A 24,292-nucleotide genomic window follows, 5' to 3' on the forward strand; every position below is an offset into this window, starting at 1 on the left:
ATCAGAACTGGTAAATCAGACCCAGCGCGGTGATGTCGTCGGTCGCCAGACCGAGCGGGTTGTTATCTTTCAACAGGTTGATGCGATATTCACCATAGACCGACATGTTCTTGTTGAAGTAGTAGGTGGCACCCACGGCGGTGTACTTAATAATGTCGGCATCGCCGATATTTTCAATCTCTTTGCCCTTCGATGAGACGTAACCCACGGATGGACGCAAGCCGTTCAGGAACTGATACTGCGCCACGGCTTCAAAGTTTTGCGCTTTGTTGGCGAAGCCGCCGCTAATCGGCGTGGCGTTCAGAGTTTCGCCGTACATCGCGGCCAGATACACCTGGTTCGCATCATATTTGACTGAGGTCGCCCAGTGCTGGGCTTTATCGCCTTCACCGCGTGCGGCTGCGTTCTGCGCCGTGGTGCGATCCAGGCTGGCAAATGCGCCAGCGAAGCTCAGGCCGAAATCGAAGTCATAAGACGCGGAGAGGGCAAAACCATCGCCATTGGAACGACGCACGCCGTCGATGTTACTGCTGCGGTCGTTTTTGCCCTGATACTGTGCAGCAAGGTTTAACCCGTCTACCAGACCAAAGAAATCACTGTTACGCCAGGTCAGCACGCCGGTTGAGCGGCCAGAGAGGAAGGCGTCGGTATAACCGGAATCACCGCCGAAGAACGGCAGCATATCGGTGTAACTCAGCGCGTCATAGACCAGGCCATAGTTACGTCCGTAATCCAGCGCACCGGCCTTGCCAAATTTCAGGCCAGCATAACCCAGACGGGTGCGGTTGGTAGCCTGTGCGTCACTGCCTTCGGAGTTGTGAAGGCTGTACTGATACTGCCAGAAACCATAACCGGTGAGCTGATCGGTAATCTTCGTCTCGCCCTTGAAACCAAAACGGGCATACGAAGAAGTATCGCCGTTGTTGTTATCGTCATCAGAAAAGAGGTGTGACACGTTAATCTTGCCGACCAGGTCCAGCTTATTGCCATCCTTGTTATAAATTTCTGCGGCCTGTGCGGAGGAAAGACCGATCAGTAACGGCATAATAGCCGCCAGTAAAGTGCGCTTCATCATTTAATTATTACCCTGTATTCATTAATTATTATTCCCCTGATGCGGGGTGAAATGAAAATGACACAAAAAGTTAAAATTACAAAGTGCAATAAAAGTAACAAAATGTGATGTCTATATTCAGCTAATGGATATCATCGGACAACAGAAGATTAAATGACAAGGTAATAAGATTTTCTTCTAATAAAATGCCTGAACTTTCTGTATAGATATGGTTTTTAATCAATGAGTTAAATGCCTTTTTTCGCTAAAATTCATAACTTTAAAGTATATAAATTAATCAGATAAAGCTCTGCATTAATTATAGTGAGTATTCTGATAGTGATAATTCCACAAGGATTCACTTCTAACCATTAGTCTGCATATTAATATCTGTGCATCTTTTAATAAATATTATTTCCCGCCCGATAATCACGTCAGAAATAATCCGCACGAGAGTGATTAAAGCGTCATCATATTGATCATTAATTGAACGATAACAGGCGGGGAAATTAATTCGCCTGGCGTGATAAATGAAAATAGTTTGTTAAGTTTTGCCATTAAACCCTCTTTTGCCAGACGAAATCCCGCAGCTACGGCTGCACCAGTGAGAGGCAAACTGCGCTAAAAAAGGGCAAAGAATGGGTTTTTATGGAGAGATAATTTATCAGCGATCACAAAAGCGATATTTCATCCCGCGAATGCATAATTCTGCTGTTTAAAACCCGGCTTTGCCGCTTCAGTCAGAAAATTATTCACTATATATGCAAATTAAGTGAATATTGTAACCACCTAACTCATTGATATTGCGTTGTGGTAACCATTTTATGCATTAATTCTCTGGCTGGCACGTTAACTGCACTCTACAGTAGGGCTGCACTACAACATCTTTTAACAATTTTAAAACATAAGCTTTACCCGGCCGGTAAAGTAAAGCAGGAGAGTGGGTTATGGCACTGCACGTTTCGCGTCACGATTTCGATCAATGGATGATGCCGGTTTATGCACCAGCGACCTTTATACCGGTTCGCGCAGAAGGCTCGACCGTCTGGGATCAAAACGGTAAAGACTATATCGACTTTGCCGGTGGCATCGCCGTCAATGCGTTAGGGCATGCGCATCCGGCGTTACAGCAGGCGTTGCAGGAACAGGCCGCACGGTTATGGCACACCGGTAATGGCTACACCAACGAACCGATTCTGCGACTGGCGAAGCAGTTAATCGACGCCACCTTTGCAGACCGGGTGTTCTTCTGTAACTCCGGCGCGGAGGCAAACGAAGCAGCACTGAAACTGGCGCGTAAAGTCGCGCATGATCGTGCTGGCCCGCATAAAAGTGGCATTGTGGCGTTTAAAAATGCGTTTCATGGTCGCACCCTGTTTACCGTCTCAGCCGGTGGTCAGCCCGCCTACTCAAAAGATTTTGCGCCGCTGCCGCCTGAGATTCAGCATGCACCGTTTAACGATCTGGCTGCAGCTGCCGAACTGATTAATGACCATACCTGCGCCGTAATTGTTGAACCGATCCAGGGTGAGGGCGGCGTGCTGCCTGCCGATCCAGCGTTCCTGCGCGGACTGCGTGAACTCTGTGATAAGCATCAGGCCGTGCTGATTTTTGATGAAGTGCAGAGCGGCGTGGGGCGTACCGGTTCGCTTTACGCCTATATGCACTATGGCGTCACGCCGGATGTCCTCACCAGCGCCAAAGCGCTGGGTGGCGGCTTCCCGATAGGTGCGATGCTGACCCGTGACGATCTGGCGCTGGTGATGGGCGTCGGTACCCATGGCACCACCTATGGCGGCAATCCGCTGGCGGGCGCGGTTGCCGGTAAAGTGATGGAGCTGATCAACCAGCCTGACATGATGACAGGTGTCACGCAGCGCCACGAGTGGATTGTCGCGGCCCTTGATGAGATCAATCAGCGCCTGCATCTGTTTAAAGAGGTGCGCGGTCTGGGTCTGCTGATTGGCGCGGTGCTCAGCGACGACTTTGCCGGTAAAGCCAAAGAAATCAACCTTGCCGCCGCTGAGATGGGCGTGATGGTGCTGATTGCCGGGGCCAACGTGGTACGTTTTGCCCCCGCGCTGAATATCAGTGAGCAGGAAGTGAAGCTCGGCATGGCACGCTTTGCTGAGGTGTGTGCACGCCTGGTTCGAGGGTCCGCATCATGATGGTAATCCGTCCGGTTGAACGCGATGATTTAAGCCAGCTGATGGCGCTGGCCGGTAAAACCGGCGGTGGGCTGACCTCGCTGCCCGTTGATAGCGCCACCTTACAGGCGCGTATCGATCGATCGCTGCAGACCTGGGAGGATACGCTGCCGCGCGCTGAACAGGGCTATGTCTTTGTACTGGCGGACAGTGAAGATAATCGCGCTGTCGGCATCTGCGCTATCGAGGTGGCGGTCGGCCTGCAGGATCCCTGGTACAACTTTCGCGTCGGCACGCAGGTGCACGCCTCGAAAGAGCTGAATGTCTACGCCGCGCTGCCAACGCTGTCGCTGAGTAACGATCACACCGGCAGCAGTGAATTGTGTACGCTGTTTCTCGATCCCGATTACCGTGACGGCAAAAATGGTTATCTGCTCTCGAAGTCCCGTTTCCTGTTTATGGCGAACTTCCGTGAACGCTTCACCGACCGCGTGGTGGCTGAGATGCGTGGTGTCAGCGATGAGCAGGGCCATTCGCCGTTCTGGGAGAGCGTGGGCAGCCGTTTTTTCTCAATGGAATTCAGTAAAGCCGATTTCCTCAGCGGCACCGGCCAGAAATCGTTTATCGCGGAGCTGATGCCGAAACACCCGCTCTATATCGACTACCTGACGCCAGAGGCGCAGGCGGTCATCGGGCAGGTGCATCCACAAACTGCCCCTGCCCGTGCCGTGCTGGAGGCGGAAGGTTTCCGCTACCTCAACTATGTTGACATCTTTGATGGCGGCCCGACGCTGGAGTGCGATATCGACCATATCCGTGCTGTGCGCAAAAGCCGTCTGCGCAGCGCAGATCGGGGTGAAAACCCGGCTGATGCGCCGCTCTGCCTGGTTGCCAATAACCATTACCGCCAGTTCCGTGTGGCGCTGATCCCGGCCCATGCCGACAGCGACAGCGTACAGCTTACGGATGAACAGATGCGGGCGCTCCATTGCCAGCCGGGCGACAGCCTGCGCGTGGTGACGCTCTGCAAAGAGGAGAAAACAGCATGACGCACCTGATAAAGGGAGAATGGGTAGACGGTGACGCGGAGGTCCTGACCAAAGCGGATCCGGTCAGCGGCGAGACGCTATGGCAGGGCCAGGCGGCATCGGCCGCGCAGGTCACGGTGGCCTGTGACGCGGCGCGCGGCGTCTTTCCGGTCTGGGCCAGACGCCCGCTGGCGGAACGGCAGGCGATCATAGAGAAATTTGCGGCCGGGCTTGAAGCGCACAAAACAGAAATGGCAGAAACCATTGCCCGTGAAACCGGCAAGCCGCGCTGGGAAGCGCTGACCGAAGTCGGCGCGATGATCAATAAAATCGGCTTTTCAGTAAAGGCGTACCATAGCCGCACCGGTGAGCAGCATGAAGGCGAAAGTTCGCTGCGCCATCGTCCCCACGGCGTGCTGGCGGTGTTTGGTCCCTATAACTTCCCCGGTCATCTGCCAAACGGTCATATCGTCCCGGCGCTGCTGGCGGGCAACTGCGTGGTCTTTAAACCCAGCGAACTGACGCCGCTGACTGCCGAAAAAACGGTTGAGATCTGGCTGGCCGCGGGCTTGCCAGCTGGCGTACTGGCGCTGTTGCAGGGCGGACGTGAAACCGGGCAGGCGCTGGCCACCTGTAGCCAGATCGACGGCCTGCTGTTTACCGGCAGCGCCCATACCGGCTATCAGCTGCATCGTCAGTTTGCCGGTCAGCCTGAGAAGATGCTGGCGCTGGAGATGGGCGGCAATAACGCTCTGATTGTAGAAGATCCGGCTGACCTGGATGCGGCCGTCAACATCACGTTGCAGTCCGCCTTTATTACCGCCGGACAGCGCTGCACCTGCGCCCGGCGTCTGCTGGTTAAACGCGGCAAGGCGGGTGATGCGTTTCTGCAGCGGCTGGTGGAGGTGGCGGGGCGACTTCAACCGGCCGCGTGGAATGCGGAGCCACAACCCTTTATGGGCAGTGTGATCTCGACCGGCGCGGCAGAGAAGATTATGAGTGAGTGGCAACGTCGGGTTGAGGCGGGCGGTGAGGTGCGGCTGGCGATGCGCTGGCCGGATCGCCACAGCGCCATTCTGACGCCAGGCATTATCGATTTGACCGGCGTGCAGGGCATCCCGGATGAAGAGGTCTTTGGTCCGCTGCTGGGCGTCGTCCGCTATGACACCTTTGATGAGGCGATTGCGCTGGCGAACCAGACGCGTTACGGGCTGTCGTGCGGATTAATTTCGCCTTCGCGCCAGCAGTTTGATCAGCTGCTGCTGGAAGCACGCGCCGGCATCGTCAACTGGAACAAACCGCTGACTGGCGCAGCCAGTACCGCACCATTTGGCGGCATTGGGGCGTCGGGCAACCATCGCGCCAGTGCCTGGTATGCGGCGGATTACTGCGCCTGGCCGATGGCCTCACTGGAGACGCCAGACCTTACGTTACCCGCTACGCTGTCGCCGGGACTCGATTTCTCCGCACCGGAGACGAGATCATGAAGGCAACCGAAGCCAACTTTGATGGGCTGGTGGGATTAACACACCACTATGCCGGGCTGTCGTTTGGTAACGAAGCCTCAACCCGCAACCAGCTGCAGCCCTCGAATCCCCGTCTGGCGGCAAAGCAGGGATTGCTGAAGATGAAAGCGCTGGCCGATATGGGCTACGTGCAAGGGGTGATCCCGCCACATGAGCGGCCCAATATTGCGGTGCTGCGTCAGCTCGGATTCAGCGGCAGCGATGAGCAGGTGCTGGCGACGGCCGGGAAAACTACGCCGGGAATACTTTCCGCCTGCAGCTCCGCGTCGGCAATGTGGGTCGCCAATGCCGCTACGGTTTCGCCGTCAGCAGACAGCCTGGATGGCCGGGTTCACCTGACGGTGGCAAACCTTAACAACAAATTCCACCGGGCGATGGAAGCGCCGGAAACGGTCTGGTTGCTGCGTTCCATCTTCCGCGACGACCGCCATTTTGCCGTGCATGATGCGTTGCCGCAGGTGGCGATGTTTGGTGATGAAGGCGCGGCTAACCACAACCGGCTCGGCGGCGCCTATGGTGAGCGCGGCGTGCAGCTGTTTGTCTATGGCCGCGACAGCAGCCATGAGGGCAACGCTCCGCAACGTTACCCGGCGCGGCAGACACGTGAGGCCAGCGAGGCGGTGGCCCGTCTGCATCAGCTTTCACCCGAACGCGTGCTGTTCGCCCAGCAGAATCCTGTGGTGATCGATCAGGGTGTGTTTCATAACGATGTGATTGCGGTCAGCAACCAGCAGATGCTGTTCTGTCATCAGCACGCCTTTGTTGATCAGCCTGAACTGCTGGCGCAGCTTCGGGCGCGCGTCCCCGGTTTTGTGGCACTGGAAGTGCCGGCAGATCGGGTGTCAGTGAAAGAGGCGGTAGAGACTTATCTGTTTAACAGCCAGCTACTGAGCCGTCCCGACGGCACGATGATGCTGGTGCTGCCGGAAGAGTCACGTCAGCATGCGGGCGTCTGGCGCTACCTGTGCGAACAGGTCGAAGGGGACTCGCCACTGAAAGCCCTGAAGGTATTTGATCTGCGCGAAAGCATGTATAACGGAGGGGGGCCAGCCTGCCTGCGTTTGCGGGTCGTGATGACACCAGAGGAGCAGCAGGCAGTGAATCCGGCGGTGCTGATGAACGATCAACTCTTTAGCACACTGAATAGCTGGGTTGACCGCCATTACCGCGATCGCCTGACGCAGGCCGATCTGGTCGACCCGCAGTTGCTGCGTGAGGGACGGGACGCGCTGGATGAACTGACGAAGCTGCTAGACTTAGGAAATGTATACGCATTTCAGCAGTGAAGCAGGAGGTAGAAGAGTCTGCCATCTGCTCAGGCGCAAAGGAGGAATGATGCAGGACTTTTTACAGCAAACGCTTTCCGGCGAGGTGCCGCGTAAGCGCAGTGGTGAAACGGCGCATCTTCGCTGGCAGTGGTTGTATCACGGCATACTGTTAATGGAGCCAACGGTGCCGGTTAAACAGGCGCTGGTTCTTTCCGCCGGGATCCACGGTAATGAAACCGCCCCGGTTGAAATCGTGAACCAGCTGATTAATCCCCTGCTGCGCGGTGAAAAATCGCTGCAGCAGCGCATGCTGGTGATTCTGGGTAATCCCACAGCGCTGCGGGCGGGTAAGCGCTATGTGCGCTATGACATCAACCGGCTGTTTGGCGGACGCTGGCAGCAGATTGACGATGGCGATGAGGCCCGCCGCGTGCTGCGGCTGGAGCAGACGCTGGAAACGTTCTGGCAGCTGGGCGAGTGCGATGAGACGCGCTGGCATCTCGACATGCACACGGCGATTCGCGGCTCTTATCATCCTCAGTTCGGCGTGATGCCGCACAACGAGCGCCCCTGGCCGCCTGCGTTTCTTGACTGGCTGGCCGCTGCCGGGCTGGAAGCGCTGGTTTTCCATCGCGCGCCGGGCGGCACCTTTACTCACTTCAGCTGCGAACACTTCGGTGCGGCCAGCTGTACCCTCGAGCTGGGCAAAGCGCTGCCGTTTGGCGAGAACGATCTCAGCCAGTTCAGTGCAGCACAGCAGGCGCTGGCATCTTTACTCTATGGTGAAGCCATGCCCGTCACTACCGTTAAGCCGCGCCACTATCGGGTTGCGCAGCAGATCACCCGGCTGAGTGAGCACTTCACGCTCCATATGTCGCCGGAAACGCTGAACTTTACCGCCTTTCCACAGGGGACGTTACTGGCGGAAGATGGCAACACCCGCTATTACGTGCAGCAGGCACGGGAATATGTGCTGTTCCCAAACCCCAACGTAGCAGCCGGGTTGCGTGCCGGGTTGATGCTGATAGAAGAGGGCGAACAGACTCAGGCACTGCCGGTCTGATGGCTGAACTTACCAGCGCTGTTCATGGCGCTAAAAAATCGGCAGGAAAAGCGCGAGAGAGCCTTCCGCTTTCCTGTCGTAACCATTACACTCCTCCATGATTTCTGCGAAATTCGCAGTAAATTCATAAACGTTTTCAATTTCTCACGCCTTTCTTCTTATTCTCTTCATGATTGCCCGATTTTTATCTTTTATGCTTTCACGGCTTTACTCAGGCTCTGAGTAGTTGACGTTCAGCGTCGTATGCTTGTTTCCGAAGACGCGACAGAGTGCTGTCGTCATTATCATGAATTATAAGGATACGATTATGCGCAAACTGACTTCCCTTTTACTGGCTTCTTCGCTGGCGTTTGGTGCAGCTACCGCCGTCCATGCTGCTGCAGATAACCTGACTCCACCGCCAGCAGGCAGCGAAAAAGCACTGCATAAACCGCCAATGCGTCATGGCCCGGAGATGATGTTTAAAGGTCTGAACCTGACCGACGCGCAGAAAACGCAGATGCGTGACATCATGAAAGAGAGCCACAAAGATATGCAGCGTCCGTCGCTGGATGAGCGTCGCGCAGCCCACAGCATCATTGCCTCTGACAGCTTCGACCAGAGCAAAGCAGAAGCGCAGGCAGAAAAAATGTCCGCAAATGCGAAAGAGCATGCGCTGAAGATGCTGGAAACTCAGAACAAGCTCTATAACGTGCTGACGCCGGAACAGAAAAAACAGTACAACGCGAACTTTGAAAAGCGTCTGACTGAGAAAGGCCCGCATGATGGAAAAATGGCACCGCCAGCAGAACCGGCTGAATAACCTTAGCTAAGCCACCGGTCTGAGACCGCCGACGCTGTCCACTGAAGTAAGTGGGCAGCATCGGCGGTTTTTTTATAGCGGAAGAATCGGGTAGGCACCCGACAGAATCGGGCGGCAGAGGATTTTGTAGCCGTCGTGGTCAAAACCGCCTTTGGGCCGCTGCAGTTTTCTGGCCTCATCCATGCTGTTCACCGAACCAAGATAGAACCAGTGGTCGATGACGTGAATCTGGGTCATCTCTTTGCCTTCCTCCACCAGACCTACGGCACCCTGCCAGGGCCAGCAAAAGACCCGGACATTCTCCAGCGCTTCCAGCAGACGATCCTGATGATCGCTGACCGGCTCTTTACCGCAGCAGGCACCGGCGCAGCGGCGCAGTGCCGAACGGAAGCAGCCCCGACCCGCACTCAGCGCTTCCAGACCCAGCAGGCCATGACAGAGCTGATACTCATCCGCAAGCTGCTTCAGTCGTTCAAGCGCAGCAAAGCGACTGCGATAGAGGCCAAACAGGTTGGGAGACTGGCTGAAATCGAGATCTTTTGCGTAAACCACATTCGGTTTGCCATCGGTAATCTGTAACGAGCAGAGCTGCCGGTTTTTGCGCAGCCGCTTATTAAACAGCGGTTGCTGGGTTTTGATCATCTGCGCTTCCAGCAGCAGTGCGCCGAGATCACCTGCGGTAGGGATCCAGCTTACTCGCCGCGACTGACGCAGCATTTTCGCCTCATCAGGGGTGCGAAAATGGGACATTACCCGCGAACGCAGATTGACACTTTTACCGATGTAGAGCGGCAGTGACTCACTCTCGCCGTGAAAGGTATAGACACCAGGGTGATTCGGCAGACCTTCCAGCCATTCACGCAGGTGTTCAGGATATTGATAAATTTTATTCGCGTCGGGTTCGGGACGAAGAATGGCAGCACGTCTGGCCAAAATGAACTCCACTTACTGGTTGTCCATACAGCATAACAGGCAGGCGAAATGATCGCCAGCCGTCTGGTTAAAGACGCCGTGTCGCCAGCCAGCAGATCAGCGAACCCAGGGTAATCATCGCGACCCCCTGCCAGAAGACCAGCGGTGGCGTCAGGCCGAGCCATAGCGATCCCAGCAGGGCCGACAGCACGGGCGTGAAATACGAGGCAGTGGCCAGCAGCGTCAGGTTGCCCTGCTGAATCCCGTGGTTCCAGGCGGAGTAGGCGATAGCGGTAGAGAGTCCGACAAACAGCACCTCCAGCAGTGGAACCAGTGCAAAGGTCATCGGCGCGGCACGATCGCTAAAGACATATTTAATCCACAGCGCCATCGCGGTCAGGATAAAAAACAGCGTGACGCCGTTCGAACCCCGGGCGCAGCGGCGGGTAACGTTGTTGTAGATCGCCCAGGTCAGGGCAGCGATAAAGGCGAGTGCATAGGCGACAGGATTACGCAGCATGTTCTGCCATAACAGCGCAGGCGAGCCGCTGCCGCTGCTTTTCATTACCCAGACGATCCCCAGCAGCGACAGCAGCAGTCCGGGCCAGAGCCAGACGCGGAAACGTTGCTGATTAAATGGAATAGCCAGCACGATGGTGAGGCAGGGCCAGAGATAGTTAATCATTCCCAGCTCCAGCGACTGACTGCGATCGCTGGCCAGCCCGATCGCCAGCGCCAGAGAGATTTCATAGCCCACGAAGAGGGTCCCGCCCAGCCATAAATAGATTGCAGGCATTGCGCCGGGCTTTGGCAGGCCGCGGGTCAGGCAGAGCAGGATCGCTGTGGTGGTATAGATCAGCGCCGCGCCGCCAGTGGCACCAAAGGCTTCACTGACGCTGCGCAGCAGGCCAACGGTGGTGCTCCATAGCAGAATGGCAATAAGTCCGATGAAAGTGGCGCGCGAAACAGTGGCAGGCATGCAGCGATCAACAAGGTGAGTGAGAGAAGCCTCCCTTGTCGGGGCAAAGGAGGCGTGGAATTACTTCCAGAAGTCGTCAAATACCGTGATCGGCGGGCGACGTTTGTGCTCGGTCTTCAGATACCAGCCTTCGATGATGCGGGCGTTATCAGGATTGATGGTTTTCCCTTCCAGATAATCATCGATCATCTCGTAGGTGACACCCAGCGCCACTTCATCCTGCAGGCCAGGACGATCGTCTTCCAGATCGGCAGTCGGTTTCTTCAGGTAGAGATGCTCCGGGCAGCCAAGATGCTTCAGCAGCTGTTTGCCCTGGCGCTTGTTCAGGCGGAACAGTGGGTTGATATCAGTGCCGCCATCGCCATACTTGGTGAAGAATCCGGTGACCGCTTCTGCCGCGTGGTCGGTGCCGACCACTACCCCTTTGGTCATGCCTGCGATGCTGTATTGCGCTTTCATTCGCTCGCGCGCTTTTTCATTACCGCGCACGAAGTCGGAAAGCGTAATACCGGCTTCTTTCAGCGCGCGCTCACTGGCCAGCACCGACTCTTTGATATTGACCACCAGTGAACGGTCAGGCCCGATAAACGCCAGCGCGTCCTGACAATCCTGCTCATCCGCCTGCACACCATAGGGCAGACGCACGGCAATAAAGGTGTAGTCATTATCGCCACTCTCCTGACGCAGTTCCGTAATCGCCGTTTGCGCCAGCTTGCCTGCCAGGGTTGAATCCTGGCCGCCGCTTATTCCCAGCACCAGCGTTTTCAGTCCGCTGTGACGTTTCAGGTAGGCTTTAAGAAAATCGACGCTGACGCGCACTTCCTGGTCGGCGTCGATAGCGGGTTTCACACCCAGTGCTTCAATAATTTCCTGCTGCAGTGACATGAACTTCTCCTCAGGTCAGTGGCCTGTCGGCTTAATGCGAACGTTTTAATAAAGCTAACGTGCCTTCGCCAAAACAACAAGCTTAAGCGGCAACTGATTAAGGCTTAACATTGCGAAATCAGTGAGTTTTTACCCGCGGCAGCGGTTTTTTGGCCAGCAGGCTGAACATCAGAATTGCCATCATAAAGCAGCCAAAAATGGTGGCGCACATGCTCAGTACCGAGGTACCGCCGATGCCGGTGATCGGCACGGTAACCGCGCCCAGGGTGAACATGGTGACGCCAATCACTGCGGAGGCGCTGCCCGCGCGGTGGCCCTGACTCTGCATCGCCAGTGATGAGGCGGTGGTGGCGATCACGCCATTACTGGCGATGGTAAAGAACAGTGCCACCAGCAGTAGCGCTAACGGGGCATGTAACAGCGCGGCCAGCAGCAGCAGACTGGAGGCGACAAAGGCCAGCGTCAGCCCGCCTTTCAACACCCGATACTCGCCCCAAAGTGGACAGAGGCGGGCGCTGGTTTGCGAGGCAATGATCAGACCAAATCCGTTGGCCGCAAAACAGAAGCTGAAGGCCTGAGGCGACAGGCCATAAAGCTGTTGCAGGACAAACGGTGAGGCACCGATGTAGGCGAACATGCCGGACATCATAAATCCCTGGGTCAGGCAGAAGCCCATAAAGGGGCGATGGGTTATCACCTGACCCAGCGCTGCGTAGGCGGAGAAAATCGATCCTTTACTGCGCCGTTCTTCTGGCAGCGTTTCATGCAGCTTCCAGCGTGCCAGCAGAATCAGGAGAATGGCTATGCCGCCCAACACCATAAAGATGCCGCGCCAGTTGACTATCGTCATCAGCACACCGCCCAGTACCGGTGCGCCAATCGGTGCCAGGCCGTTGACCAGCATCAGCAGCGCGAAGAAACGCGTCAGCTCATGACCGCTGTACATATCTCGCGCAATCGCCCGTGACAATACCGCACCACCTGCACCGGCCAGTCCCTCGAACAGTCGTGCCAGCATCAGCTGGTTAATATCCTGCGCCAGTGCACAGCCCATCGAGGCGATAAACAGCAGCCCCAGTGACAGGGTCAGCGGACGCAGGCGGCCGAACTTATCGCTCATTGGACCAAACAGCAGCTGTCCAACGCCCAGACCCAACAGACCGGCGGTAAGACTCAGCTGCGCGGTTGCGGTTTCAGTGTGCAGATCCTGCGCCATTTGTGGCAGGGCAGGCAGATAGAGATCGATGCAGAGCGGGCCCAGTGCGGCCAGCAGGCCGAGCGTAATGGCGTAAACCAGGCGGTTGGCGTGTACAGGGGTCATTTATCCTCGGATTCGTCAGCGATGGGGTGAACAGAAAGCAGGTAAGTCAGTAAATTACAGAGACCCGTTACGCAGCTATCACACTGATCAACGCCCTCATAGATGATGGCCGATGAGTCTGAAAACGGGTCGTTACGGCGTGTCTGTTTTGCGGGGAAGTATACGTCTGCGTTGACAGCAAAACAGCCTTCTTTACGATATCCTGACGTTTACCATGCCACGAATTGTTACTCATAAACTTGATAAATCAGCATTTATGTTCCAGGCTTGTTTCCACATGGACAATAAATGAGGAACAACAAGATGAATAAAGTGATGGGATGTATCGCTGCGGCGCTGACGCTGGCTGCACTGTCTGGTTGTACGACTTACGATCGTGCTGAAAGCTACGTGACTAAGCCAGTTGTTAAGGATGTTAAAAAAGGTATGACCCGTGATCAGGTTCGTCAGATCGCCGGTACGCCGTCTACTGAAATCACCATGGTTCACGCGCGCGGCACCTGCCAGACTTACGTACTGGGCCAGCGCGACGGTAAAGCACAGACTTACTTCGTGAGCTACAACGATACTGGCCGTGTGATGAACTACGGCTTCCAGAGCTGTGCGGAATATGACACCGATCCGCAGGTTCAGCAGTAACACGTAGCACTCCTGAATAGCAAACGGCCCGTCGTCATGACGGGCCGTTTTTCGTTGTGGCGCGGATTACAATCCTGCCGGACGTGGCACCTCAACATAATCACCGTCTATCTGCCGCTGGTAGTAGTGGCCATCCTGCACATAAAAACGTTTACCATTAAAGTCGAGTACCCGCATTTCATTGCTGACCCGCGACCCGGCTGGCGGTTCGACCACCACATATTCATCCCCGTGACGCTGATAATAACTGCCGTTCAGCAGGTAGTAGGTCAGTCCGCCAATCAGCACCGCGGTAGCGGCTTCAGGTAAAAAACGCACCGGGCCAGGACCGCCCCAGTGGGGGCCGGGTCCGCCATGTCGACCCCATCCACCCGGGCCCCAGTCGCCAGGGTGGGCGAAAGCCAGCGCGGGCGTCAACAGCGCCAGCGTCAGAAGCGAGGCAATAATTTTTTTCATCGGATGTCCTCCTCATAAGACTGGATGCAGAATTCGCTTTTTGCCGGGCAAAGACAAGCATTAAAGCGGCGATTTTTCGCCTGTTTACCATGCTTAACGCTTTCTTAACGGCGTCGCCATCAATGGGGAGGATTATGGAGAGGCAGGGCGGAAATAACCTGGCGCGGGCGCGCCAGGTTTACAGCAGATTAACGATGCGCCAGCTCGGCGTTGTCGTCACTTTCCAGTACGCGCTTATCGGTCAGACCTAACCAGCGGCTGGTCAGGGAACCGGCGGTCATGGAACCGTTAACGTTCAGTGCCGTACGACCCATATCAATCAGCGGCTCAATGGAGATCAGCAGCGCCACCAGGGTGACAGGCAGGCCCATTGCAGGCAGAACAATCAGGGCGGCAAAGGTGGCACCACCGCCGACACCGGCCACGCCTGCGGAGCTCAGCGTCACTATCCCAACCAGGGTGGCAATCCACAGCGGATCAAACGGGTTGATTCCAACCGTTGGCGCAACCATCACGGCCAGCATGGTTGGATAGAGGCCGGCACAGCCATTCTGTCCAATTGTGGCACCAAAGGAGGCCGCGAAGCTGGCAATCGAATCAGGTACGCCCAGACGACGGGTCTGCGTCTCTACGCTCAGTGGAATGCTCGCTGCGCTGGAGCGGCTGGTGAAGGCGAAGGTGATCACCGGCCACACTTTACGGAAGAAGCGCAGCGGGTTGATGCCATTCACCGACAGCAGCAGGGCGTGAACACCAAACATGATGGCCAGACCCAGGTAAGAGGCGACCACAAAGCTGCCCAGCTTGATGATGTCCTGCAGGTTAGAACCGGCAACCACTTTGGTCATCAGCGCCAGCACACCGTAGGGGGTCAGCTTCATTACCAGACGAACCAGCTTCATAACCCACGACTGCAGCGTATCAATTGCGACCAGCACGCGCTGACCTTTCACTTCATCATCTTTCAGCAACTGCAGGGCAGCGACACCCAGGAAGGCGGCAAAGATGACGACGCTGATAATGGAGGTTGGACTGGCGCCGGTCAGATCGGCAAACGGATTTTTCGGGATAAAGGAGAGCACCAGCTGTGGCACGCTCAGGTCAGAGACCTTGCCGACATAGTTGCTCTGGATCGCACTCAGACGCGCGGTTTCCTGCACACCCTGTACCAGACCTTCCGCGCTCAGACCAAACAGGCCGGTCACGAACACGCCAACCAGCGCCGAAATCGCGGTGGTAAACAGCAGTACACCAATGGTCAGTACGCTGATTTTCCCCAGTGACGAGGCGTTATGCAGACGGGCAACCGCGCTCAGAATTGAAACGAACACCAGCGGCATCACCACCATCTGCAGCAACTGGACATAGCCATTACCGATGATGTTAAACCAGCTGATAGACTCTTTTACCACTGCGCTGTTTTCGCCGTAGATCAACTGCAAAACCAGGCCGAACAGCACGCCGATCACCAGACCGGTCAGCACTTTTTTCGACAGGCTCCAGTTCTGACGGCTGAAGCGGGAGAGTAATACCAGCAGCACCACAAAGGCCACGATATTAAGCGTAAGAGGAAGGTCCATGCTGAAACTCCAGAGTAATGCGGCTTTCCCACCCGGGAAAGCCGCATAATGTTAATCACGAATTAAGACAGCAGGAATGGTAACAGCAGGTGCAGAGGGTGCCTTATATCCAAATGGCATGGTTTATAACTTAATGGTGTTTTGTGCGGATTTATTGCGCAGTATGACTGGAAATTAATCGACTGACGCCATTTTGTAGCGTATCAAACAGCTGAGCCGGCCAGCCGTTTGCACCAAAATATGGCATGCCGACCGGGAACCACAGCGCATAGCCGACCAGTCCCAGACACAATGCCCGCTCAAGCTGGTTTCCTTTCTGACTGCGCAGAATCGGCAGGCGGAAGCGCCAGCGGCAGGGCCATAGCAGCGGAACACCGGCGGGTGTCAGCATATCGGCCACAATATGACTGAGGTAGCCCAGCGTCAGACCCTGCAGTACGTCTGCCGGTATTGGCGACGACTGGGGCAGGTTTATCTGAAAAAGCCATAAACCGGCGGCCACCGCCAGCAGGCTATGGGTAAAGCCCCGATGACCGAACGCGCGCGCAATAGGATGAGAAAGCCAGCGTAGTCGCTGTCCCAGCAAAGATTTGGGGTGGTCGATATCGGGCAACAGACATGTCAGCAGGGCTGAGGGAACAAGATGCCACCAGTCGGCCTGCGCCAGTACGGGTGTCAGCTCAGCACGCTTCGCAAAGATAGCGCTGGCAATGGCAAAAATAATGTGGCCTTCGCCCGTCATGATAGAACCTGGTTGCAAAGAAAGCTGTCGATGCATCCAGTATAGGGATTTATCCAGTAAATGAGAACATGTGACGCTGTAACGAAGCATGAATATTTTTAACAAGGCGGACAGCGATGAAACACTGCCCGCCCGTTCTGCCAGAAAGATTAACGTGCCAGCCAGCCGCCATCTACCGCCAGGGTATAGCCATTCACGTAGTCAGATGCGGAAGAGGCCAGGAAAACTACCGGCCCCATCATGTCATCAGGCACGCCCCAGCGGCCTGCCGGAATACGCCCCAGAATCTCTTCACTACGCGACTCATCATTGCGAAGCTGTTCCGTATTGTTGGTGGCCATGTAACCGGGAGCGATGGCATTGACGTTAATGCCATGTTTTGCCCACTCGTTCGCCATCAGACGGGTCAGACCCATCACGGCACTTTTCGACGCCGTATAAGAGGGCACCCGGATACCGCCCTGGAAGGAGAGCATGGAGGCGATATTGATGATCTTGCCGCCATTACCCTGCGCGATAAACTGACGGGCAACCTGCTGCGACAGGAAAAACAGGCTCTTGCTGTTAAGATTCATCACGTCATCCCAGTCCTGCTCGCTGAAATTCAGTGCGTCCTCACGGCGGATAATGCCGGCATTGTTGACCAGAATGTCAATTTTACCGGCAGCGGCCAGCGCCTGTTCAACCACTGAGGCCACCACGCTGGTCTGCATCAGATCGGCCTGCACCGGCCAGAACCGGCGACCCAGCGCCTCCACTTTACTGTGAGTATCATCCGGGCCATCACGGTTAACGCCGACGATATCACAACCCGCCTGGGCCAGGCCCAGCGCCATACCTTGCCCTAAACCGGTATTACAGCCGGTCACCAGCGCGACTTTACCTTCCAGGTTAAACGTACTCAGTACCATGGTATTTCTCCTCTGCTCAGCGCAGTTCACTGATTTTGACGTGGTCCATGTCATCAAAGACCTGATTCTCACCCACCATGCCCCAGATAAAGGTGTAACGCTGGGTGCCGACACCGGCGTGAATTGACCAGCTGGGTGAGATCACCGCCTGCTCGTTGTGTACCAGCAGATGGCGGGTTTGCTGCGGTTGCCCCATCATGTGGAAGACGGCGCACTCTTCGCTCATATCGAAGTAGAAATAGACTTCCATGCGGCGTTCGTGGGTGTGGCAGGGCATGGTGTTCCACAGGCTGCCTTCATCCAGTCTGGTTAAGCCCATGGTGAGCTGGCAGGTGGGCAACACATCCGGCACGATAAATTTGTTAATGGTGCGGCGATTAGAGGTCGCGGCATCACCCAGCGTCGCGGTTGCTGCGTCCTGCAGCGTGATTTTCTTATCCGGGAAGGTGCTGTGTGCTGGCGCACTGTTGTAATAGAATTTGGCCGGCTGTGCAGGGTTCAGGCTGCGGAACTGCAGGTTGCGCGCACCTTTGCCGATGTAAAGCGCCTCTTCGTGACCGATCTCCCAGGCTTTACCGTCAACCTCGACCAGACCCGGGCCGCCAATGTTGATCATGCCCAGCTCGCGGCGTTCAAGAAAGTAACTGACACCCAGCTGTTTTCCCATCTCATCACCGATAATGACTGGCTTATTAACCGGCATCACGCCGCCAATGATGATGCGGTCGATGTGGCTGTAGGTCAGGGTGTAATTGTCAGCGGAAAAAATCGTTTCAATCAGAAACTCGCGGCGCAGCGCGTCAGTGTCGAGTTGTTTAGCGTGATCGCTGTGAATGCTTTGGCGAATGTCCATCTCAGGCCTCTCTGCAGGTCAGGTTATTCATGCCCCGAATGGGGACGCTTCGGGCATCTTAGGCAGAGCGGGAGGGGAATTCAATAAAAATGAAACGTTGTTTTATTTTTTGCGGGGTAGATCAACTGGCAGGCGCAGTGGGCAAAAAAAAGCCCGCTATGCGCGGGCTGTTTATTATCCCTGCAGATGCTGCAGGCTAAGCTGTGTCAGATTGTCCAGCCGGACATCCGCCAGCGCCCAGCGCGGATCGTCACGGTGTTCAGCGGCGGGTACCACAATCGACCGCATGCGGGCCGCTTTGGTCGCGATCATGCCATTAAACGAATCTTCCAGCGTGACGCAGTTGAGCGGATCGATCGCAAGGCTGGCGGCGGCGTTGAGATAGACCTGCGGATGGGGCTTGCTGTAGGGCAGCGCTTCTGCTGAAGACAGCACATCAAAATAAGGGCGCAGATTGAAGATTTCCAGCACCTGTTCCAGCATCTTTAGCGGCGATGCGGAGGCCAGGCCGATTTTCAGCCCATGTTCCCGGCACAGTTGCAGTGCCGTTTCCACGCCCGGCAGCAGTGGCCGCGTCTGATCCACCAGCGTCATGGCGCGCGTAATAATCCGCTCAGTGACCTCCTGCTGAGAGGGGCCATGCCACGGCAGCGTTTCGTACCACATCCGCACAGTCTGATCGATACGCAGGCCAAGGGTATCGGGCATTTCACTGCGGCGTGACAGGTCAACGTCCAGCGTTGAAAAGATATCCAGCTCAGCCTGATCCCATAGCGGTTCAGAATCGATCAGTAAGCCATCCATATCAAACAGGGCAGCAAGGACAGGGCGGTGCCAGGCCATCAGCGGTCTCCTTATAAATAAAGTCGGTTTAACCATAACATCATTCTCTGGTGACGCCTGCTTCATCCTATTGACCACGCTTTATTTGGGAAATTTCTCCGTTGGCAGGTAGACTGACGGCAAATTGGATTCCAGGTTCAGGAGATATTATGACCTATCAACAGGCTGGCCGTATCGCCATCCTTAAGCGCGTGGTGGGCTGGGTGCTCTTTTTAGTGGCACTCCTGTCGACCATTATCTCAGTATTGAGCTTTATGTTTAAGCACAGCGAGAAGCAGCCAGGTATTGACGCCGTTATGCTTGATTTCGTGCATGTCATTGTCGATATGCTGCGCTTCAACACGCCGTTCCTGAACGTTTTCTGGCATAACTCGCCGGTACCGGAATTTAATGGTCAGATGAACCTGGGTTTCTGGCTGATCTACATTCTGATTTTTGTCGGACTGGCGCTGGAGTCATCAGGCGCGCGGATGGGACGGCAGGCACGTCACGTCAAAGAGGGCATTGAAGATCAGATGATTCTGGAGCAGGCAAAGGGCAGTGAAGGACGCAGCCGTCAGCAACTGGAAGAGAAGGTGCGCGTTCCTCGCCACACCATCTTCCTGCAGATTTTCCCGCTTTACGTCCTGCCAGTGGTGATTGCGATAGCCGGATATTTTGCGCTGTCGCTGCTGGGCTTTATCTGACCGTGAACGCCGTCAGGCCGGTCTGGCCTGACGGGTGCCGAGCGCATCTTCATCCAGCAACTGGCCAATGGCGAACTGCGCATCGCCAGGCCAGTGTCCGCCAAACACGTTAGCCCGATTCAGCAGATAGTAGAGCTGGTAGACCGGCAGACGCTGCGAAAAACCATCCGGTAGCGGCCACACCGCCTGATAGCCATCGTAAATCTGGCGGGGCAGGTCAGGGTACCAGCTCAGCATGGCTAAATCGCACTCACGGTCACCCCAGTAACAGGCGGGATCGAACAGCCAGGGGCCACTGTCACTGCTGGCGCAGTTAGCGGGCCAGAGATCGCCATGCAGCAGCGATGGCTGCGGATGATGTGACGCAAGCACCCGCTGCACGGAGGCGATTATCAGCTCGGTATCCCCGTACTGAATCCCCTTTTCGGCCGCCAGCTGCAGCTGCCAGCCAATGCGCTGTTCGGCAAAAAAGACCGACCAGCGTCGCAGCCAGCTATTAGGCTGGGGCGTGGTGGTGATGTTGTTGTCGAAATCGAGGCCGAACTGCGTCTGTTCGCTCCACTGGTGCAGGTGCGCCAGCTGCTGACCCAGCTGATATGCACGCTGCTCATCAAGCGGCTGTGGCCTGATGTACTCCAGCAAGAGAAAGCTCTCCTCGCGATGATGACCCACACCATACACTTTTGGCACTCGAACCGTGCCGGTGCGCGCCAGCAAGGCAAGCTGGTCGGCTTCCCAGGTAAAAAGCGACAGCATCTCGCGGCTGTTACTTTTGACGAAGATATCGTGGTCACCGTAGCGAATATGCCAGGTGGGATGGATATCACCACCCGCAAGGGCGTGACGTTGAGTGATTTCGGCGTTGCCTAACTGCTCGCTTAACAGACGACTGATGGCTGACCACATAGGGCTATCCTCGTTGTTCGCTGCGTAAGTCCGATGCTGATGCCTGAATATTCACCAAAACCAGCGTGATTGCACCTTTTATTCTGGCGCGGAGGTGGCGGGGCGATGACTGGCAGTGTCCCGCAGATACTCTTCAAAGGTCATGACAGTCACATCCGGTTTCTGACCCAGTGCGTTTTCACCGGCAGCCGCAACCTGCTGTCGCAGATCCTCAGCGTCCAGCGTACTGACGATGCCATAACTGTTCGTGCCCAGTTCATGGGGATGGCCGTTTTCATCAGCCAGCGTGGTGGTGAAACCGGCGGCGGTCATCGCGCTGGTCAGCTCCAGGATGTCACTTAATCCCGACTCCTGATAATGAAAGGTCACGATATAACGGGTTAAGGCCGTATTGCTCATGAGGCACCTCCGGGAAAGAGAAACTGAACTGAGCGTAGACTATGGTGAAAATTCAGGCGAATTATGAAAGAGATGCTAAATGTCTGTCGTGACGCATAACGTAAATCAGTGTCAGGAGCCCTGCCATTGACGTAAAAATCTTTCTGCCGTTACGTCTGGCTTTTCATCTGGGCAGCACTATAATGCGCGACGTTAATAAGATGAGTCCCAATTAACATGGGTTGTCAGGGTGATTCCAGGCATTTTGTGTAAGTTAATAATTTTTTACAAAACTTACCGTAAATTGCATTGAATGCCGGGCAAAACGCTTCAGACTCTCCGTTTTTTAAACAGTCGCACGGATCACATTTAATGAAAGCCTATAACAAGCTGTCTGCTGTTCTTTTGCTCTCCGCCGGAGCGTTTTGTCACCAGGCACTGGCCGATAACGCCGTATTCACCTCAATGGATGACCCTTCCACGGCTAAGAAGCCATTTGAAGGCTCTGCTGCTGCGGGATACCTGGCGCAAACCGGTAACACCACCAGTTCATCAATGACGGCTCAGACCAATATGACCTGGTATCAGTCATCTATGGCCTACAGCTTGTGGGGTAACGCAGCGAACACCTCGTCAAATGATGAACGCTCTTCAGAGACGTACAACATCGGTGGTCGTTCACGCTATAACCTCAACTCCTATGACTACCTGTTTGGGCAGGCGAGCTGGTTAAGCGATCGTTTCAATGGTTATGATTCACGTGACGTGCTGACTGCCGGTTACGGTCGTCAGATTCTGAATGGTCCGGTGCACTCGCTGCGTGCGGAATTGGGTCCGGGTGTGCGTTATGACGATTACCACGCTGGCGGTCATCAGACCAAGGCGCTGGGCTATGGCGCAGTGAGCTATCAGTGGCAGTTGACCGACACCACCAAATTTATTCAGGGCGTATCCGTGCTGAGCAGCTTTGGTGAAGACACCACAGTGAACTCCGAAACCGGCCTGCAGGTCGCTATCAATAGCCACTTCGCGCTGAAGCTGGCTTACAACGTCACCTGGAACAACAATCCGGCTGAGTCTGCGCCAGATCGTACCGACACCAAAACCTCAATCATGCTCTCTTACGCAATGTAAGCGCATTTTAAACTGCGGCATGCCTGGCGGTCTGACACTGTGTGTCAGGCCGCTTTTTTTTGTTCGCTCCATGGCTTAGCGAAAAGGGGATGGTTTTTCTCGTCGGCGAAAACTGCTATCATCCGCTACGCACTGCAATCCTGGCGACATTCCGACAATGTGGGTCTGATATCACGCCAGGTCACTCATTTTACATTACGTTGCATGTAAGCTTTCGTGTGGCTTACCACTGCAAATAAGGACATGAAATGCCTGTAATTACGCTTCCTGATGGCAGCCAGCGCGTGTTTGACCGCCCTGTCAGTGTCATGGATATTGCGCTGGACATCGGTCCAGGTCTGGCGAAAGCCTGTATCGCTGGCCGCGTTAACGGTGAACTGGTTGATGCTGTTGATCCCATCACCGACGATGCCGCTGTCGCGATCATTACCGCAAAAGATGAAGCGGGTCTGGAAATTATCCGTCACTCCTGTGCGCACCTGTTAGGGCACGCCATTAAACAGCTGTGGCCGGATACCAAAATGGCGATTGGCCCGGTCATTGATAACGGCTTCTATTATGATGTCGACATCGATCGTACCCTGACCCAGGAAGATATCGACCTGCTGGAAAAACGCATGCATCAGTTGGCTGAAACCAACTACGATGTGGTGAAGAAAAAAGTCAGCTGGCAGGAAGCACGCGACGTCTTTGCGGCGCGCGGCGAAATCTACAAGACCACCATTCTTGATGAAAACATCAGCCATGACGATAAGCCTGGCCTGTATCATCACGAAGAATATGTCGACATGTGCCGCGGTCCGCACGTGCCGAACATGCGGTTCTGCCATCATTTTAAACTGCAGAAGATCTCCGGTGCCTACTGGCGCGGCGACAGCAGCAATAAAATGCTGCAGCGTATTTATGGCACCGCATGGGCCGACAAAAAGCAGCTGGCAGCCTATCTGCAGCGTCTGGAAGAGGCGGCGAAGCGTGACCATCGTAAGATTGGTAAGCAGCTGGATCTCTATCACATGCAGGAAGAAGCCCCCGGTATGGTCTTCTGGCATAATGACGGCTGGACCATCTTCCGCGAGCTGGAAGTGTTTGTCCGCAGCAAATTAAAAGAGTACCAGTACCAGGAAGTTAAAGGTCCGTTCATGATGGACCGTGTCCTGTGGGAAAAAACCGGGCACTGGGAAAACTATAAAGAAGCCATGTTCACCACCTCATCTGAGAACCGTGAATACTGCATCAAACCGATGAACTGTCCTGGACACGTTCAGATCTTTAATCAGGGTCTGAAATCCTACCGTGACCTGCCGCTGCGTATGGCAGAGTTTGGTAGCTGTCACCGTAATGAGCCATCAGGTGCGCTGCACGGTCTGATGCGCGTTCGCGGCTTTACCCAGGATGATGCACACGTCTTCTGTACAGAAGAGCAGGTGCGTGACGAAGTGAACAGCTGTATCCGCATGGTCTATGACATGTACAGCACCTTCGGCTTTGAAAAGATTGTGGTGAAGTTATCCACCCGTCCTGAGAAGCGCATCGGTACAGATGAGATGTGGGATCGTGCCGAGGAAGACCTGGCCGCCGCGCTGAACGAAAACAACATTGAGTTTGAGTTCCAGCCTGGCGAAGGCGCGTTCTACGGCCCTAAAATTGAGTTCACTTTGTACGATTGTCTTGATCGCGCCTGGCAGTGCGGAACAGTTCAGCTAGACTTCTCCCTGCCAAAACGCCTTGAAGCAACCTACGTAGGTGAAAACAACGACCGTCAGACGCCAGTGATGATTCACCGTGCGATTCTGGGATCGATGGAGCGCTTCATCGGTATTCTTACCGAAGAGTTCGCCGGTTTCTTCCCAACCTGGCTGGCACCGCTGCAAGTTGTGGTAATGAATATTACCGACGGACAAGCGGAATATGTTGAGTCTTTGACGCGTAAGCTGCAGAATGCTGGCATTCGTGTGAAGGCAGACTTGAGAAATGAGAAGATAGGCTTTAAAATCCGCGAGCACACACTACGTCGCGTCCCTTATATGTTGGTCTGCGGTGATAAAGAGGTGGAATCAGGCAAAGTTGCCGTTCGCACCCGCCGTGGTAAAGACCTGGGAACGATGGATGTCGATCTGTTTGTTGAGAAGTTGCAACAAGAGGTTCGCAGCCGAAATCTTCACCAATTGGAGGAATAAAG

Annotated in this window: 23 protein-coding genes; 10 read left to right on the top strand and 13 right to left on the bottom strand. The window is 55.2% G+C overall.

Annotation, left to right across the window (positions count from 1 at the left end):
* Position 1 precedes the first annotated feature (1 nt).
* Positions 2-1,075, bottom strand: a complete 1,074-nt coding sequence (locus tag N1689_RS04335; RefSeq protein WP_161736837.1) for a porin — start codon at positions 1,073-1,075, stop codon at positions 2-4.
* A gap of 926 nt (positions 1,076-2,001) precedes the next feature.
* On the opposite strand from N1689_RS04335, the gene N1689_RS04340 reads away from it, so the two are divergent.
* The 6 genes from N1689_RS04340 (at position 2,002) to spy (ending at position 8,888) form a co-directional block, all read left to right on the top strand.
* On the top strand, positions 2,002-3,222 hold the full coding sequence (locus N1689_RS04340) for an aspartate aminotransferase family protein (protein WP_161735864.1): 1,221 nt from the start codon (positions 2,002-2,004) through the stop codon (positions 3,220-3,222).
* Positions 3,219-4,250 carry an arginine N-succinyltransferase gene (astA, locus tag N1689_RS04345; RefSeq protein ID WP_161735862.1) on the top strand — a complete coding sequence of 344 codons (1,032 nt, stop codon included), beginning with the start codon at positions 3,219-3,221 and terminating at the stop codon, positions 4,248-4,250. The genes N1689_RS04340 and astA overlap by 4 nt, the downstream gene beginning before the upstream one ends.
* Entirely contained in the window at positions 4,247-5,716 is a 1,470-nt protein-coding gene (astD, locus tag N1689_RS04350; protein WP_260058062.1) for a succinylglutamate-semialdehyde dehydrogenase, read from the top strand. The genes astA and astD overlap by 4 nt, the downstream gene beginning before the upstream one ends.
* On the top strand, positions 5,713-7,041 hold the full coding sequence (astB, locus tag N1689_RS04355; protein WP_260058063.1) for an N-succinylarginine dihydrolase: 1,329 nt from the start codon (positions 5,713-5,715) through the stop codon (positions 7,039-7,041). Before astD ends, astB begins: the two co-directional genes overlap by 4 nt.
* Before the next feature lie 49 nt (positions 7,042-7,090).
* Positions 7,091-8,086 carry a succinylglutamate desuccinylase gene (gene astE, locus N1689_RS04360; protein ID WP_161735866.1) on the top strand — a complete coding sequence of 332 codons (996 nt, stop codon included), beginning with the start codon at positions 7,091-7,093 and terminating at the stop codon, positions 8,084-8,086.
* A gap of 307 nt (positions 8,087-8,393) precedes the next feature.
* A complete protein-coding gene (gene spy / locus N1689_RS04365; RefSeq protein ID WP_161735856.1) occupies positions 8,394-8,888 on the top strand; it encodes an ATP-independent periplasmic protein-refolding chaperone Spy in 495 nt (164 codons plus the stop codon).
* A gap of 72 nt (positions 8,889-8,960) precedes the next feature.
* Here spy and cho read toward each other — a convergent pair whose 3' ends face one another.
* The 4 genes from cho to N1689_RS04385 all read right to left on the bottom strand — a co-directional run bounded on the left by cho (position 8,961) and on the right by N1689_RS04385 (position 12,985).
* Entirely contained in the window at positions 8,961-9,821 is an 861-nt protein-coding gene (gene cho, locus N1689_RS04370) for an excinuclease Cho (RefSeq protein WP_161735854.1), read from the bottom strand.
* Between the two features lie 67 nt (positions 9,822-9,888).
* A complete protein-coding gene (gene yddG / locus N1689_RS04375) occupies positions 9,889-10,779 on the bottom strand; it encodes an aromatic amino acid DMT transporter YddG (RefSeq protein WP_260058066.1) in 891 nt (296 codons plus the stop codon).
* Positions 10,780-10,839: 60 nt separating this feature from the next.
* Complete coding sequence (gene nadE / locus N1689_RS04380; RefSeq protein ID WP_222924118.1) at positions 10,840-11,664, bottom strand: ammonia-dependent NAD(+) synthetase; 825 nt, start codon at positions 11,662-11,664, stop codon at positions 10,840-10,842.
* A 118-nt stretch (positions 11,665-11,782) separates the two neighbouring features.
* A complete protein-coding gene (locus N1689_RS04385; protein ID WP_260058067.1) occupies positions 11,783-12,985 on the bottom strand; it encodes a multidrug effflux MFS transporter in 1,203 nt (400 codons plus the stop codon).
* A gap of 303 nt (positions 12,986-13,288) precedes the next feature.
* On the opposite strand from N1689_RS04385, the gene osmE reads away from it, so the two are divergent.
* On the top strand, positions 13,289-13,624 hold the full coding sequence (gene osmE / locus N1689_RS04390) for an osmotically-inducible lipoprotein OsmE (RefSeq protein WP_010245718.1): 336 nt from the start codon (positions 13,289-13,291) through the stop codon (positions 13,622-13,624).
* Between the two features lie 66 nt (positions 13,625-13,690).
* On the opposite strand, the gene N1689_RS04395 is transcribed toward osmE, so the two are convergent.
* The 6 genes from N1689_RS04395 to hxpB form a co-directional block, all read right to left on the bottom strand.
* A complete protein-coding gene (locus tag N1689_RS04395) occupies positions 13,691-14,080 on the bottom strand; it encodes a DUF6515 family protein (RefSeq protein ID WP_222924116.1) in 390 nt (129 codons plus the stop codon).
* 188 nt (positions 14,081-14,268) lie between these two features.
* Positions 14,269-15,660, bottom strand: a complete 1,392-nt coding sequence (locus tag N1689_RS04400; RefSeq protein WP_161735845.1) for an L-cystine transporter — start codon at positions 15,658-15,660, stop codon at positions 14,269-14,271.
* Between the two features lie 151 nt (positions 15,661-15,811).
* A complete protein-coding gene (locus N1689_RS04405) occupies positions 15,812-16,402 on the bottom strand; it encodes a metal-dependent hydrolase (protein WP_161735843.1) in 591 nt (196 codons plus the stop codon).
* Positions 16,403-16,551: 149 nt separating this feature from the next.
* Entirely contained in the window at positions 16,552-17,313 is a 762-nt protein-coding gene (kduD, locus tag N1689_RS04410; RefSeq protein ID WP_187484101.1) for a 2-dehydro-3-deoxy-D-gluconate 5-dehydrogenase KduD, read from the bottom strand.
* A gap of 16 nt (positions 17,314-17,329) precedes the next feature.
* The gene (gene kduI, locus N1689_RS04415; protein ID WP_161735841.1) at positions 17,330-18,166 is read right to left on the bottom strand and encodes a 5-dehydro-4-deoxy-D-glucuronate isomerase; all 837 of its coding nucleotides are present in this window, start codon (positions 18,164-18,166) and stop codon (positions 17,330-17,332) included.
* 174 nt (positions 18,167-18,340) lie between these two features.
* Positions 18,341-19,009, bottom strand: a complete 669-nt coding sequence (gene hxpB, locus N1689_RS04420; RefSeq protein ID WP_161735839.1) for a hexitol phosphatase HxpB — start codon at positions 19,007-19,009, stop codon at positions 18,341-18,343.
* A 149-nt stretch (positions 19,010-19,158) separates the two neighbouring features.
* Between hxpB and N1689_RS04425 the strand changes: the two genes are divergently transcribed.
* Positions 19,159-19,695: a YniB family protein gene (locus tag N1689_RS04425; RefSeq protein WP_013357676.1), complete on the top strand. Its 537-nt coding sequence runs from the start codon at positions 19,159-19,161 to the stop codon at positions 19,693-19,695.
* Positions 19,696-19,707: 12 nt separating this feature from the next.
* Here the strand turns inward: N1689_RS04425 and N1689_RS04430 are convergent, their stop codons facing one another.
* Both N1689_RS04430 and ghoS read right to left on the bottom strand, forming a co-directional pair.
* A complete protein-coding gene (locus tag N1689_RS04430; RefSeq protein WP_260058070.1) occupies positions 19,708-20,601 on the bottom strand; it encodes a fructosamine kinase family protein in 894 nt (297 codons plus the stop codon).
* 78 nt (positions 20,602-20,679) lie between these two features.
* Positions 20,680-21,000: a type V toxin-antitoxin system endoribonuclease antitoxin GhoS gene (gene ghoS, locus N1689_RS04435; protein ID WP_222924113.1), complete on the bottom strand. Its 321-nt coding sequence runs from the start codon at positions 20,998-21,000 to the stop codon at positions 20,680-20,682.
* A gap of 351 nt (positions 21,001-21,351) precedes the next feature.
* Between ghoS and N1689_RS04440 the strand changes: the two genes are divergently transcribed.
* Together N1689_RS04440 and thrS are read left to right on the top strand one after the other, a co-directional pair.
* Positions 21,352-22,113, top strand: a complete 762-nt coding sequence (locus tag N1689_RS04440; protein WP_161735834.1) for a YdiY family protein — start codon at positions 21,352-21,354, stop codon at positions 22,111-22,113.
* Positions 22,114-22,361: 248 nt separating this feature from the next.
* Positions 22,362-24,290, top strand: coding sequence for a threonine--tRNA ligase (gene thrS, locus N1689_RS04445; RefSeq protein WP_161735832.1), 1,929 nt, complete (start codon positions 22,362-22,364; stop codon positions 24,288-24,290).
* Positions 24,291-24,292 lie beyond the last annotated feature (2 nt).

The organism is Pantoea sp. XY16, from assembly GCF_025153065.1.
In the GTDB taxonomy this organism is placed as follows: domain Bacteria; phylum Pseudomonadota; class Gammaproteobacteria; order Enterobacterales; family Enterobacteriaceae; genus Pantoea; species Pantoea alfalfae.